14 protein-coding genes are annotated in these 13,478 nt (G+C 65.7%); 4 read left to right on the top strand and 10 right to left on the bottom strand.

Features of this window, described 5'->3' with window-relative positions; all coding sequences use genetic code 11:
* Positions 1-28: 28 nt before the first annotated feature.
* The 4 genes from G6N68_RS08585 to dxr form a co-directional block, all read right to left on the bottom strand.
* Positions 29-883 carry a GNAT family N-acetyltransferase gene (locus G6N68_RS08585; protein ID WP_163710404.1) on the bottom strand — a complete coding sequence of 285 codons (855 nt, stop codon included), beginning with the start codon at positions 881-883 and terminating at the stop codon, positions 29-31.
* Positions 884-945: 62 nt separating this feature from the next.
* On the bottom strand, positions 946-2,118 hold the full coding sequence (gene ispG, locus G6N68_RS08580) for a flavodoxin-dependent (E)-4-hydroxy-3-methylbut-2-enyl-diphosphate synthase (RefSeq protein WP_163718357.1): 1,173 nt from the start codon (positions 2,116-2,118) through the stop codon (positions 946-948).
* Between the two features lie 19 nt (positions 2,119-2,137).
* Positions 2,138-3,352 (bottom strand): M50 family metallopeptidase, encoded by a 1,215-nt coding sequence (locus G6N68_RS08575; RefSeq protein ID WP_163710402.1) that lies wholly within the window; start codon positions 3,350-3,352, stop codon positions 2,138-2,140.
* A gap of 7 nt (positions 3,353-3,359) precedes the next feature.
* The gene (gene dxr / locus G6N68_RS08570; RefSeq protein WP_163710400.1) at positions 3,360-4,550 is read right to left on the bottom strand and encodes a 1-deoxy-D-xylulose-5-phosphate reductoisomerase; all 1,191 of its coding nucleotides are present in this window, start codon (positions 4,548-4,550) and stop codon (positions 3,360-3,362) included.
* A gap of 156 nt (positions 4,551-4,706) precedes the next feature.
* On the opposite strand from dxr, the gene G6N68_RS08565 reads away from it, so the two are divergent.
* The 4 genes from G6N68_RS08565 (at position 4,707) to G6N68_RS08550 (ending at position 8,303) form a co-directional block, all read left to right on the top strand.
* A complete protein-coding gene (locus G6N68_RS08565; protein WP_163710397.1) occupies positions 4,707-5,372 on the top strand; it encodes a fasciclin domain-containing protein in 666 nt (221 codons plus the stop codon).
* A gap of 128 nt (positions 5,373-5,500) precedes the next feature.
* Positions 5,501-7,249 carry a cytochrome c biogenesis protein DipZ gene (locus G6N68_RS08560; protein WP_163710394.1) on the top strand — a complete coding sequence of 583 codons (1,749 nt, stop codon included), beginning with the start codon at positions 5,501-5,503 and terminating at the stop codon, positions 7,247-7,249.
* A 92-nt stretch (positions 7,250-7,341) separates the two neighbouring features.
* Entirely contained in the window at positions 7,342-7,923 is a 582-nt protein-coding gene (locus G6N68_RS08555; RefSeq protein WP_163710392.1) for a fasciclin domain-containing protein, read from the top strand.
* A gap of 125 nt (positions 7,924-8,048) precedes the next feature.
* Positions 8,049-8,303 (top strand): DUF2631 domain-containing protein, encoded by a 255-nt coding sequence (locus tag G6N68_RS08550; protein ID WP_205351276.1) that lies wholly within the window; start codon positions 8,049-8,051, stop codon positions 8,301-8,303.
* A 61-nt stretch (positions 8,304-8,364) separates the two neighbouring features.
* Here G6N68_RS08550 and G6N68_RS08545 read toward each other — a convergent pair whose 3' ends face one another.
* The 6 genes from G6N68_RS08545 to pyrH all read right to left on the bottom strand — a co-directional run bounded on the left by G6N68_RS08545 (position 8,365) and on the right by pyrH (position 13,454).
* Entirely contained in the window at positions 8,365-9,234 is an 870-nt protein-coding gene (locus G6N68_RS08545; RefSeq protein ID WP_163710385.1) for a cytochrome c biogenesis CcdA family protein, read from the bottom strand.
* An 11-nt stretch (positions 9,235-9,245) separates the two neighbouring features.
* Complete coding sequence (gene dsbE, locus G6N68_RS08540) at positions 9,246-9,755, bottom strand: disulfide bond-forming protein DsbE (protein WP_163710383.1); 510 nt, start codon at positions 9,753-9,755, stop codon at positions 9,246-9,248.
* Positions 9,756-9,958: 203 nt separating this feature from the next.
* Positions 9,959-11,053: a dual-specificity RNA methyltransferase RlmN gene (rlmN, locus tag G6N68_RS08535; RefSeq protein WP_163710379.1), complete on the bottom strand. Its 1,095-nt coding sequence runs from the start codon at positions 11,051-11,053 to the stop codon at positions 9,959-9,961.
* 60 nt (positions 11,054-11,113) lie between these two features.
* The gene (locus G6N68_RS08530) at positions 11,114-12,028 is read right to left on the bottom strand and encodes a phosphatidate cytidylyltransferase (protein WP_163710377.1); all 915 of its coding nucleotides are present in this window, start codon (positions 12,026-12,028) and stop codon (positions 11,114-11,116) included.
* Positions 12,029-12,060: 32 nt separating this feature from the next.
* Positions 12,061-12,618, bottom strand: coding sequence for a ribosome recycling factor (frr, locus tag G6N68_RS08525; protein WP_163710374.1), 558 nt, complete (start codon positions 12,616-12,618; stop codon positions 12,061-12,063).
* A gap of 68 nt (positions 12,619-12,686) precedes the next feature.
* Complete coding sequence (gene pyrH / locus G6N68_RS08520; protein ID WP_240355421.1) at positions 12,687-13,454, bottom strand: UMP kinase; 768 nt, start codon at positions 13,452-13,454, stop codon at positions 12,687-12,689.
* Between the last annotated feature and the right edge of the window lie 24 nt (positions 13,455-13,478).

The raw sequence follows: 13,478 nt of genomic DNA, 5'->3' as shown, positions 1-13,478 counted from the left end.
GTTTTATTCGCGGCCGAGTGGTCGCGGGTTAGTCCAGCAGCACCGTCGCGAACGTGCCGACCTCCTTGAAGCCCACGCGTGCGTAGGCGGCCCGCGCCACCGTGTTGAAGTCGTTCACGTACAGGCTGGCGATGCGTCCGCTCCCGACGATCACCGCCGCCAGGGTGGCCGTGCCCGCGGTGCCAAGCCCCAGACCCCGCCACTCGGGATGCACCCAGACTCCCTGGATCTGTCCCACCGTCGGTGATTGCGAACCCACCTCGGCCTTGAACACGACCTGGCCGTGCTCGAACCGTGCCCACGCCCGGCCCGCGGCGATGAGGTTGGCCACGCGGCGACGGTAGCCGCGACCGCCGTCGCCCAGTCGCGGGTCCACGCCCACTTCGCCGATGAACATGTCGACCGCGGCCACCAGGTAGGCGTCGAGTTCCTCGGGCCGGACCTGTCGCACTTCGGTGTCGAGCGCGCAGTTGGGGTGGCTGTTGAGGGCCATCAGCGGTTGGTTGTCACGAACATCGCGCGCCGGGCCCCAGGCCGATTCCAGCCGCCGCCACATCGTCAGCACCAGATCGGCCCGTCCCACCAGCGACGAGCACCGCCGCGTCGTGCTCATCGCCTCGTCGGCGAAGGCGTTGAGATCGATCAGTCCACCGCGCAGCGGAATGAGGTTGGCACCGGCGAAACAGAGCGACTCGTCGACGCCCCGAACGGTCCACAATTCGCCGCCAATCGCATTGGGCTCGATGCCGTAGTCGGCGACGCGCGCGGCGACCATGCAGGCTTCGACCGGATCGGCGCCGAGAACCCGCCATACCGCGGCGGCGTCGCGAACCACGGACACCCGCCGTTCACCGACGAGGCGCATGATGGGCGGAGCCGACATTCTGTGGAACTCTCTGCGCTAGAACTCTGGGTGCGAATGGGCGGCCGCGAATTCGGCCACCATTAGCTTACGGTCACAACCGGCGAACCGCTCGCAGTCGAACCAGGATCGTGATCGTTCATTTCGCCCATCTCCGAAGCGAGCCGCATCGCCTCTTCGATGAGCGTTTCGACGATCTGCGCTTCGGGCACGGTCTTGATCACTTCGCCTTTGACGAAGATCTGGCCTTTGCCGTTGCCCGAGGCCACGCCCAGGTCGGCCTCGCGCGCTTCACCAGGGCCGTTGACGACGCATCCCATCACGGCCACCCGCAACGGCACGTCCAGGCCGTCGAGGCCGGCGGTGACCTCGTTGGCCAGGGTGTACACGTCGACCTGCGCCCGGCCACACGACGGGCAAGACACGATTTCCAGCCCGCGCGGCCGCAGGTTCAGCGATTCCAGAATCTGGGTGCCGACCTTGACTTCCTCCACCGGCGGGGCCGACAACGAAACCCGGATAGTGTCGCCGATTCCTTTGGACAACAGCGCGCCGAAAGCCACCGCCGACTTGATGGTGCCCTGGAATGCGGGACCGGCCTCGGTGACGCCTAGATGCAGGGGGTAGTCGCACTGTGCGGCCAGCTGCTCGTAGGCGGCAACCATGATGACGGGGTCGTTGTGCTTGACGCTGATCTTGATGTTGCCGAAGCCGTGCTCCTCGAAGAGCGAGGCCTCCCAGAGCGCCGATTCGACCAGCGCCTCGGGGGTGGCCTTGCCGTACTTCTGCATGAACCGCTTGTCCAGGGAGCCGGCGTTGACGCCAATGCGGATCGGGATGTTGGCGGCAGCCGCGGCCTTGGCCACTTCCCCGACCCGGCCGTCGAACTCCTTGATGTTGCCGGGGTTGACCCGCACCGCCGCGCACCCCGCGTCGATGGCGGCGAAGATGTACTTCGGCTGGAAATGGATGTCGGCGATCACCGGGATCTGGCTGTGCTTGGCGATCTCGGCGAGCGCGTCGGCGTCTTCCTGACGCGGGCAGGCGACTCTGACGATGTCGCAGCCGGCTGCCGTCAGTTCGGCGATCTGTTGCAGGGTGGAGTTCACGTCGTGCGTCTTGGTGGTGCACATCGACTGCACCGCGATCGGATAATCGCTGCCGACCCCGACGTCACGGACCATCAACTGACGCGTCTTGCGTCGAGGGGCCAGCGTGGGCGCCGGGGGCTGCGGCAGGCCCAGGCCAACAGTCACTGCCATGCCTTCTTTCTGGCTATTGGAATAGCCGAATCGGATTGACCAGGTCAGCGGTGACGGTCAACAGCATGTACCCGACGACGAAAACCAGGACCACATAGGTCGCGGGCATGAGCTTGAGGTAGTTCACCGGAGCCGCGGCGGCCTTGCCGCGTGCCGACCGTATGGAGTTGCGGATCTTCTCGTAGAACGCGACGGCGATATGCCCGCCGTCGAAAGGCAACAACGGCAGCAAATTGATCGCCCCGAGCACCAGGTTCAACTGGGCCAGGAAGAACCAGAACGCCACCCATAGTCCGTGGTCGACGGTGTCACCGCCGATGATGCTCGCGCCGACCACGCTCATCGGTGTTTCAGGGTCGCGCTGCTCGCCGCTGATGGCGTTCACCAGGGCACCGACTTTGGTGGGAATCTTGGCGATCGCCTTGCCTACCTCGACGGTCAGGTCGATGGTGAATCCGATGGCGCCGGGCACCGCGGTGATCGGGTTGTATTGCGTGGGTCCGATGTGCTGCGCGGCGACGCCGATGGCGCCGACGTTGGCGGGCTTGAGTTCTTTGCCCTCGCTGTTGGGGATATAGCGCTGAGTGGACTGGACGTTGACGTTGAGCGTGATCGGGGTGCCGTCACGTTCAACGACGATCGGCACGTTGCCGTGTTGTTTGCGCACCGCCGCGGCCATTTCCTCGAACGTGGAGACCGGTTTGTCGCCCACCTTGACGATGACGTCGCCGGGGCGAATTCCGGCGATCGCAGCCGGGCCGGGGCCGTTGCACTTGGCGAGTTGCCCCTGCGTCGTCTCCTCAGCGACACAGCCGGTTTCGCCGACGATTGCCTGAGTGGGCGGGTGCAGGTTGGGCAGCCCCCAGATCACCGCGATGAAGTAGATCAGCACGATGCAGATGACGAAGTTCATTCCCGGTCCGGCGAACAGCACCGCGACCCGCTTCCAGGTCTTCTGCTTGTACATCGCGCGTTCCTGCTCGTCCGGCGCGAGTTCTTCGACCGGGGTCATTCCGGCGATGTCGCAGAAACCGCCCAGCGGGACGCCCTTGACGCCGTACTGGGTTTCGCCGCGCCGAGTCGACCACAGCGTGGGACCGAAGCCGACGAAATAGCGGCGCACCTTCATACCGGTGGCGCGAGCCACCCACATATGACCGCACTCGTGCAGGGCCACCGATACCAGGATGGCCAGCGCGAAGAGCACTATGCCGACTATGAACATCATCGAGGTGTCAGGACCTTTCTAAAGCCATGGAGACTGCGGCGACCGCGCGTTGCGCTCGGTCTCGGGCCCAACGCTGCGCCTCCAGTACGTCATCCACGTTAGCTGGTTCCGCGGCCCACTGGTCGGCAGCTTGCAGCACTTCAGCGATGGTGCCGACGATGGCCGGGAATCCGATCCGCCCGGCCAGGAAGGCTTCGGCGGCTTCTTCGTTAGCGGCGTTGTAGACCGCCGTCAGGCAGCCACCGCGTTCACCCGCCTCCCGGGCCAGGTCGACGGCCGGGAACACCGCGGCGTCCAGCGGCTCGAACTCCCACGTGGATGCGGTGGTGAAGTCGCAGGCAGCGGCCGCGCCGGCGACCCGCCGCGGCCAGCCCAACGCCAGCGAGATCGGCAGCTTCATGTCCGGCGGGCTGGCCTGGGCGATGGTCGAGCCGTCGAAGAAGGTGACCATCGAGTGCACGATCGACTGCGGGTGAACGACGACCTCGATGCGGTCGTACGGGATGCCGAATAACAAGTGGGTCTCGATTAGCTCGAGCCCCTTATTGACCAGCGACGCCGAGTTCAGCGTGTTCATCGGACCCATCGACCACGTCGGGTGGGCCCCCGCCTGTTCGGGGGTGACGTCTGCAAGGTCCGCCGCCGACCAGCCCCGAAACGGACCACCCGAGGCGGTGAGCACCAGCTTGGCCACTTCCTCGGCAGCGCCGCCGCGCAGACACTGGGCCAGGGCGGAGTGCTCGGAGTCGACCGGCACGATCTGATCGGGGCGTGCCGCCCGAAGCACCAAGGGGCCACCGGCGACCAGTGATTCCTTGTTTGCCAGGGCCAGGCGCGCGCCCGTCGCGAGGGCGGCCAGGGTGGGCCGCAGACCCAGGGCCCCCACCAGGGCGTTCAGGACGACGTCGGCCTCGGTGTTCTCCACCAGCTGGGTGACGGCCTCGGGTCCGCTGTAGGGGATGTCGCCGGCCGACCGCGCCGCGTCGTCGTCGGCAACGGCGATGTTGGTCACCCCGGTCTCGGCTCGTTGGCGCAGCAGCGTCTCAAGGTTCTTGCCCCCGGCGGCCAAACCCACTACCTCGAAACGGTCCGGGTTGGCGGCGATGACTTCCAGCGCCTGGGTGCCGATCGAGCCGGTGCTGCCCAGCACCAGCACCCGCAGACGGCGCTCGGGCCACTCATCGGTCGGGGTGGTCACTCACCCATTGTGCCGCTTGCCGGCACCAAATCGCGGATCCCCAACTACGACGAAGTGCCGTCTGGACCCATCTATGACCCCGGTCACTCCGAATCACTTGTGTTCAACCAGCGAGGCGGCACCAAAAGCCGTCAATAACAAAGGAATTAACACGTGATGAGGAAAGTGCATGCCAAGACAGTGGCGGCCGCAGGTCTTGCAGCGGTGGCCATCGCGGGATTGGCGGGGTGTTCGGACACCAAACCCGCAGCGCAGAACACCGGTAGCCCAGCCCCCGCGACCATGGGTGCGTCGCCGGCCGCCGGAACACCCGCCATGGCCGATCCTGCGGCCGACCTGATCGGTACGGGCTGCTCGCAGTACGCGGCGCAGAATCCCCAGGGCCCGGGCTCGGTGGCCGGAATGGCGCAGGACCCGGTCGCAACCGCCGCGTCCAACAACCCCATGCTCACCACGCTGACCTCAGCGTTGTCGGGCAAGCTGAACCCGAACGTCAATCTCGTCGACACCCTCAACAGCGGCGAGTACACCGTCTTCGCGCCGACGAACGCCGCCTTCGACAAACTCCCCGCGGCCACTATCGAACAACTCAAGACGGACTCCCAGTTGCTCAGCAGCATCCTGACCTACCACGTGGTGAACGGTCAGGCGAGCCCGAGCAAGATCGACGGCACCCGCAAGACGCTTCAGGGCAGCGACGTAACGGTGATGGGCAGCGGCGACGCGCTCATGGTGAACAACGCGGGGCTGGTGTGTGGAGGGGTACACACCGCCAACGCGACGGTGTACATGATCGACACCGTGCTGATGCCTCCGAGCTAACGCCATCCCCCGTCACGGCGAAGCAGCCCGTCCCCGCGGGCTGCTTCGCCGTTTCTGGCGCTTTACTCATGCGCAAACCTGTTGTCGGCCTGCCCAATCCGCGTCGAGACCGGCAACGAATAGTAGATATGTTGACCCTCGCACTCGTCGGCTTCCTCGGCGGCCTCATCACTGGAATATCGCCATGCATCTTGCCGGTGCTGCCGGTGATCTTCTTCTCCGGCGCCCAGAGCGCCCCCGACTCGGCGGCGAAATCCGAAGGTGCCGTTGCCGTTAAAACCAAGGCCGAAAGGCGTTCGCTATCGGCCGCGCTGCGCCCCTACCGGGTGATCGGCGGACTGGTGCTCAGCTTCAGCGTGGTCACCCTGCTGGGGTCTGCGCTGCTGTCTGTGCTGCACCTACCACAGGACGCCATCCGTTGGGTCGCGTTGGTCGCCTTGGTGGCGATCGGCGTTGGACTCATCTTCCCGCGCTTCGAGCAGTTACTGGAGCGGCCGTTCTCGCGGATCCCGCAGAAGCAATTCGATTCCCGTGGCAGCGGTTTCGGACTTGGTTTGGCGCTGGGTGTGCTGTACGTCCCGTGCGCGGGCCCGGTCCTGGCGGCGATCGTGGTGGCCGGGGCCACTGCGACGATCGGCGTGGGCACCGTCGTGCTCACCGCGGCTTTTGCGATCGGTGCCGCGCTGCCGCTGCTGTTCTTCGCCCTGGCCGGTAAGCGGATCGCGGAGCGGGTGAATGCTTTTCGGCGACGCCAGCGCGAGATCCGCATCGGCGCAGGCATTGTGACGATCCTGCTCGCGGTCGCGCTGGTGTTTAACCTGCCCGCGATGTTGCAGCGCGCCATTCCCGACTACACGGCGTCGCTGCAGGAAAGGGTCGGCGGATCGGACACCATTCGGGAGAAGCTCAACCTCGGCGGCATCGTCAACGACCAGAACGCACGGCTGTCGAACTGCAGCAACGGCGCCCGAGAACTCGAAAGCTGCGGCACCGCACCGGATCTCAGGGGCATCGAGGCGTGGCTCAACACACCGGACGGGCGGCCCGTCACCTTGGAGTCCTTGCGCGGCAAGGTCGTCCTGATCGACTTCTGGGCGTACTCATGCATCAACTGCCAACGGGCCATCCCCCACGTCGTCGGCTGGTATCAGGCCTACCAAAACAGTGGGTTGGAAGTCATCGGCGTGCACACCCCCGAGTACGCCTTCGAACGGGTCACGGGCAACGTCGTCAAAGGGGCGGCCGATCTCGGCATCACCTATCCGATTGCGCTGGACAACAGCTACTCCACCTGGACGAATTACCGCAATCGGTACTGGCCGGCGGAGTATCTGATCGACGCCAACGGCACCGTGCGTCACATCAAGTTCGGCGAGGGCGACTACGACGGCACCGAAGCCCTGATCCGGCAGCTGCTGGCCAACGCCAAGCCCGGCGTCACGCTGCCCAAGCCGGTCGATGCACCCGACCTCACCCCACGCACCGTCCTGACGCCCGAGACGTACCTCGGGGTCGGCAAGATGGTCAACTTCGGCGGCGGTGGCGTGTACGACGAGGGGTCGGCCGCGTTCGTCTACCCGCCGGACCTGGCGGCCGACAAGTTCGCCCTGAGCGGGCGCTGGTCGTTGGATTATCAGGGCGCAACCGCAGACACCGACTCCTCGGCCATCAAGCTGAACTACCACGCCGCCAACGTCTACATCGTGGTCGGCGGAACCGGGACCCTGACGGTGCTGCGGGACGGGAAGCAAACCACCGTGCCGGTGAGCGGACCGCCGACCGCCCACCAAATCGTCGCCGACGGTGCGCAGGGCGCCGGAACGGTCGAGGTGCGCCCCAGCAAGGGACTGCAAGTTTTTTCCTTCACTTACGGCTGATTCCCAACCGCGGCCACACCGGCTCCGAAGCACTTATGTCGGGGAGCCAACGGACCGGCACCAGCCGTCCCACAACAGAGGAGCAACCACCCATGAAACTGCAAAAGACATTGCCCGCAACCGGTCTCGCAGCTGCCGGGCTGATGGCCCTGACAGTAGCCATGTCCCCGGTCGCGTCGGCGAGCGATCCGGTCGGTCCGGCTTGTGCTGACTACGCCGCGGCCAATCCGTCTGGGCCGGCCTCGGTGCAGGGCATGTCGCAGGTGCCGGTCGCCGTGGCGGCCTCGAACAACCCGATGCTGACGACCCTGACGTCGGCGGTGTCCGGCAAGCTCAACCCGCAGGTGAACCTGGTCGACACGCTCAACAACGGGCAGTACACCGTGTTCGCGCCCACCGACGCCGCCTTCGCCAAGCTGCCGGCGGCGACCATTGACCAGCTCAAGACCGACTCGGCGCTGCTGAACAGCATCCTGACCTACCACGTCGTCTCCGGCCAGGCGAGCCCTGCTCAGGTCGTCGGCACCCACAAGACCCTGCAAGGCGCCAGCGTGACGGTGACCGGCGCCGGCAACAACCTGCGGGTCAACGACGCGGGAGTGGTCTGCGGTGGCGTGTCCACGGCAAATGCGCAGGTGTACATGATCGACACCGTGTTGATGCCGCCAGCCTGAATCACGTCCTGAATCCCCAGATGATCCCTGCCGGTGCGGACCGGATCGCGGGCAAAGTCGCATGTGCCAGAATGTTGACGCAGTGCATGTCAGTTCGCAGTCCAGTCCAAACCGGAGGGATCGCTGTGGCCAGTACCGAAGTGGATAAGTTCAACGGCGTTGACCCCGCCGAGGTGCCGTCCGCAGCGTGGGGTTGGAGCAAGATCAACGTTCGCACCTGGCACCTCACCGGCCTCTTCATCGTCGGCTTTCTGCTGGTGATGCTGCGGGGCAACCACGTCGGCCACGTGGAGGACGTCTTCCTGATCGTGTTCGCAGCACTCTCCCTATTCGTCCTGGTGCGCGACTGGTGGGGCCGTCGCCGCGGCTGGATCAGGTAGCGCGCACCGGGGTCGCCCGGTGAATCTCGACGCCCACGGCCACCTCAAAGTGTGTCTGGGGTCAACGGCGTGCTTGACCGTAGCGGCTGCGGTACCACGAACCGGCGACCGCGCCGATGACCAACACCGCCAACGCCAGTAGCCATGGCCACCCGCCGTGGTTGTGGATCCAGCCGGCCACCAGGCCCTGCAGTCGTCCAGCCGCGGAGATCACCGCGTCGTTCGGATTCGCGCTGGCGCCGGTGATCAGGCGCAACTCGTAGACGCCGTAGTAACCCACGTACAAACCGACCACCACCAGCAGGACACCGCTTGCTTTGTTGACGGACGGCAGAATCCGGCGCAGTCGGTCGGCCACCGCCGAACTCGCCGACGCCGCGGCGATGGCGAGCACACCGACCACCAGGGTCAGACCGCCGACGTAGGCGAGATAGATCGCCACACTTCCGATCACCGAGCCGCCGCGAAGGCCGGCCCCGGTCACCGCGAGGAAGGGCCCGATGGTGCAGGACAGCGACGCGATCGCATAGCTGACGCCGTAGCCGTACATGGAACCGATCCGCACGGTCGGCGCCCATTGCGTGCCAAGCGATTTCGGGGCCAAGCCGGCCAGTTCACGTCCGGACAGCAGCCAGACCCCCAGGCCAACGAGCACCACACCGATCAGCACCGTGACATACGGGAGGTACCGCTGCACCGTCGAGGCCGCCGAGATCGTCAGCGCTCCGAAGAGACCGAACACCGTCAGGAAGCCGAGCGCCATTCCGACGGTGGCCGCCAGCGCTCTACCGACCGCGCTGAGGGGGCTGGAGCGTTCGGCGGATCCGCGGACCACCAGCAGCAGGTACGCCGGCAACAGGGCGAACCCGCATGGATTCAGCGCGGCCACCAACCCGGCGGCGAACGCCAACCCAACCAGAGCAACATCCATGGCAGGGCGCCTCAGCGGGTGAGAGCTGCGACTCGGCCGGCCAATTCATCCTGGGAAATCGCCGACGTGGTGTTGTTCACGAAGGTCGAGGACCCATCGGCGCGGTAGAACACCCAGGCCGGCTGCCACGGCACGTTGTAGCGAGCCCAAATCGCGCCGTCGGCGTCGTTGAGGTTGGTGAAGTTCAGGCCGTACTTCGATACGAAGGTCTGCATTGCGGCCGGGTCGGAATGGGCCGCGATGCCGACGAAGGTGACCCCGGGATTGGCGGCCGCCACTTTGCTGATGGCGGGAGCCTCCGCGTTACAGAACGGGCACCACGGCGTCCAGAACCACAACACCGCCGGCTTTCCCTGCAGGCTGGCGCCGTTGAACGGGGCACCGCTGAGGGTGGTTCCGGTGAAGTTCAGGCGGTCATCGGCGGCGACCGCACGGGGCGCGGTCGCCAAACCACTCATCAGGGCAACCGTGGCTGCCACCGCCGCGACAATTCGAAGCAGTGACACCGGGCGAAAGCTCATCAAGCGCTCCTTTGCTGTGGATTTGCCTTGATGACGGAATCCCCGCCCGGCCGGTTCATCACGAAGGAGCAACAATCCGCGCTCCAGCTACCCGCCTTCGGCGGCCAGCTGTCCACAGGCTGGACCTGAATCGCCTGAGCTCCAGCTACCCGCCTTCGGCGGCCAGCTGTCCACAGGCTGGACCTGAATCGCCTGAGCTCCAGCTACCCGCCTTCGGCGGCCAGCTGTCCACAGGCGGCACTAATCTCTCTGCCGCGAGTGTCCCGCACCGTACACGAAACCCCTTGCGCCCGAATGCGTTTGACGAATTCCCGCTCCACTGGCTTGGGGCTCGCATCCCAGTCGCTGCCTGGCGTCGGATTGAGCGGGATCAGGTTCACGTGGACCAGCGGCCCGAGCGCCCGGTGCAATCGTTTGCCCAGCAGATCCGCCCGCCACGGTTGGTCATTGACGTCCCGGATCAGCGCATATTCGACCGAGACCCGCCGACCCGTGACGTCGGCGTAGTACCGAGCGGCGTCCAACGCCTCACTGATCTTCCACCGGTTGTTGACGGGCACGAGCGTGTCGCGCAGTTCGTCGTCGGGTGCGTGCAAGGACAGCGCGAGCGTCACGCCGAGCCGTTCGTCGGCAAGCTTGCGAATCGCCGGAGCCAGACCGACCGTGGATACCGTCACCGAGCGCGCCGAAATCCCGAAGCCGGACGGCGGGGGTTCGGTGATGCGTCGCACCGCCGCTACCACCCTCGCGTAGTTGGCCAGCGGCTCCCCCATGCCCATGAAGACGACGTTCGACAGCCGATCCCCGAAATCGTCGCGCAGCGCGGCGGCGCCGGCACGCACCTGTTCGAGGATCTCGGCCGTCGACAGGTTGCGGGTCAATCCGCCCTGCCCCGTGGCACAGAACGGGCAGGCCATGCCGCAGCCGGCCTGCGACGAGATGCATACGGTATTGCGCTGGGGGTACCGCATCAGCACCGACTCCACCGTGGCGCCGTCCAAAGCCCGCCACAGTGTCTTCCGTGTCTGACCGGCATCGCATGTGACGTCGCGCGCCGGGGTGAGCAGCGTCGGAAACATCGACTCGGCGATCTGCTCGCGAACTGCCACAGGAAGGTCGGTCATCTGCCGCGGATCGGCAATCAGTCGCCCGTAGTACTGGTGCGCGAGTTGCTTCGCCCGAAAGGCCGGCAGGCCCAGCTCGGCCACCGCCGCCGCGCGGCCGGCCGCGTCGAGGTCCGCTAAATGCCGCGGCGGTTTCCCCCGACGCGGTGCCTCGAACACCAGCTGTTGAGCCATGACCCGTCCATTATCGTCGCGTTTCGCCGCCAGCCGGTCACGGCCGCGTCAGAGCAAGCGTCAGGGCAGCAACGTCAGGACGGTCCACGCCGCCACTGACGACGGCAGGACACCGTCGAGACGGTCCATCAAGCCACCGTGACCGGGCAGCAACCGACCCATGTCTTTGATGCCCAAATCGCGCTTCACCTGCGACTCCACCAGGTCGCCCAGGGTGGTGGTGACCACGAACAACAGCCCCAGCAACGCACCCACCCACGGCTCCTTATGGGCCAGAAAGGTGACGGTAAGCACAGTCGCAGTGATCCCGCAGACCAGTGAACCGCCGAAACCCTCCCAGGACTTCTTCGGGCTGATCGCCGGAACCATCGGGTGCTTACCGAAGAGCGCTCCCACCGCGTATCCGCCAGTGTCGGAGCTCACCACCGCGATCATCATGCAGAACACCCAGCTCGCACCGTGCCGCGGGTCGTACAGCATCGCGGCAAAGGCCGCGAACAGCGGAACCCACGCACAGAGAAAAACGGTGGCGGAAACGTCCCGCAAGAAATTGCTCGATGACGGCGGACCCCCACCGTTGTGCTCGCGAGAGTCCTGCATGAACAACCGCCAGATCATGCAGACCACGACCATGCCGCCGAACCCCGCCAATGCGCCCTTGGCGTGATACGGCCAGGTCAACCAGACGGTGGCCTGTCCCCCGACCAGCAACGGGATAACCGGGATGAGATATCCCGCTTCCCGTAACCGCCGAACGACCTCATGGCTGGCTACCAGGGCCGCCCCGGCGCAATAGAACATCCAACTTCGCGGGACGAGTAGCAACGTCGCAATGAGGACGGCACCAATACCGGCGCCTACCGCGATCGCCGCGGGCAAGTTACGTCCCGCCCTCGACGTCTTCTTGGCAGGCTGCGACGAACCGTTCGCCGGTTCATCGGGGTGGGTGCCGGCGCCGGCATCGGTACTTGTCACGGAAGTCAATGAACTCAGCTGCTGAGTGGTCCCTAGACCTCCAGCAGCTCGCCTTCCTTGTGTTTGACCAGCTCGTCGATCTGGGCGACGTACTGGTGCGTGGTCTTCTCGAGATCCTTCTCGGCCCGAGTCACCTCGTCTTCCCCGGCGTCGCCGTCCTTGCGGATGCGATGCAGTTCCTCCATCGCCTTGCGACGGATGTTGCGTACCGAGACCTTCGCTTCCTCGCCCTTGTGCTTGGCCTGCTTGACCAAGTCCCGGCGGCGTTCCTCGGTGAGCTGGGGTACCGCCACGCGAATCAGGGTGCCGTCATTGGTGGGGTTGACGCCCAAGTCGGAGTTGCGAATCGCCGTCTCGATGGCGTGCAGTTGGCTGGCTTCGTACGGCTTGATCACCACCAGCCGCGCCTCAGGCACGTTGATGCTGGACAGCTGGGTAATCGGCGTCGGCGAGCCGTAGTAATCGATCGAGATCCGGGCGAACATGCCGGGGTTGGCGCGCCCGGTGCGGATAGTTGACAGGTCATCACGGGCTACCGCCACGGCCTTTTCCATTTTCTCTTCGGCGTCGAAGAGAGCCTCCTCAATCATGTCCGCGTCTTCCCCTCATCGCTGCGCTGTGCATCGTCGTTGGCGCCAATCATGCGCGCGGTTTCCCCTCAGGTGGTAACCAGCGTTCCGATCTTCTCACCAGAGACCGCTCGGGCGATATTGCCATCGGTCAGCAGGTTGAACACCAAGATCGGCATGCCATTGTCCATGCACAGGCTGAACGCGGTGGCATCGGCCACCCGCAGCCCCCGGTCGATCACCTCGCGGTGGCTGATCGCGGTCAGCAGCTCGGCGTTGGGGTCAACCCGCGGATCCGCGGTGAACACGCCGTCGACGGCCTTGGCCATCAACACCACGTCCGCATCGATCTCCAGGGCCCGCTGCGCCGCCGTCGTGTCGGTGGAGAAATACGGCAGCCCCATGCCGGCGCCGAAAATCACCACCCGGCCCTTTTCCAGGTGGCGAACCGCCCGCAGTGGAAGGTACGGCTCGGCCACCTGACCCATGGTGATCGCCGTCTGAACCCGGGTGACGATGCCTTCCTTCTCCAGGAAGTCCTGCAGCGCAAGGCTGTTCATCACCGTTCCGAGCATGCCCATGTAGTCCGACCGGGTGCGCTCCATACCGAGCTGTTGCAGTTGCGCGCCGCGGAAGAAGTTGCCGCCACCGATGACGACCGCCATCTGCACACCGTCGCGGACCACATCGGCGATCTGCCGCGCCACCTGGGACACCACGTCGGGATCCAGACCGACCTGCCCGCCGCCGAACATTTCGCCACCGAGCTTGAGCAACACTCGTGAATACCGCGACGAGGAGCGGGAAACTTGGTTGATCCGCCCGCCGTTCGTGCTCGTTGGCTCGGTTTCCGTCATCAGACTCCTCGCATGACAGTGCCA

The organism is Mycobacterium bourgelatii, assembly GCF_010723575.1.
Classification (GTDB): Bacteria; Actinomycetota; Actinomycetes; order Mycobacteriales; family Mycobacteriaceae; genus Mycobacterium; species Mycobacterium bourgelatii.
This window is presented reverse-complemented; position numbering and strand designations above follow the sequence as displayed.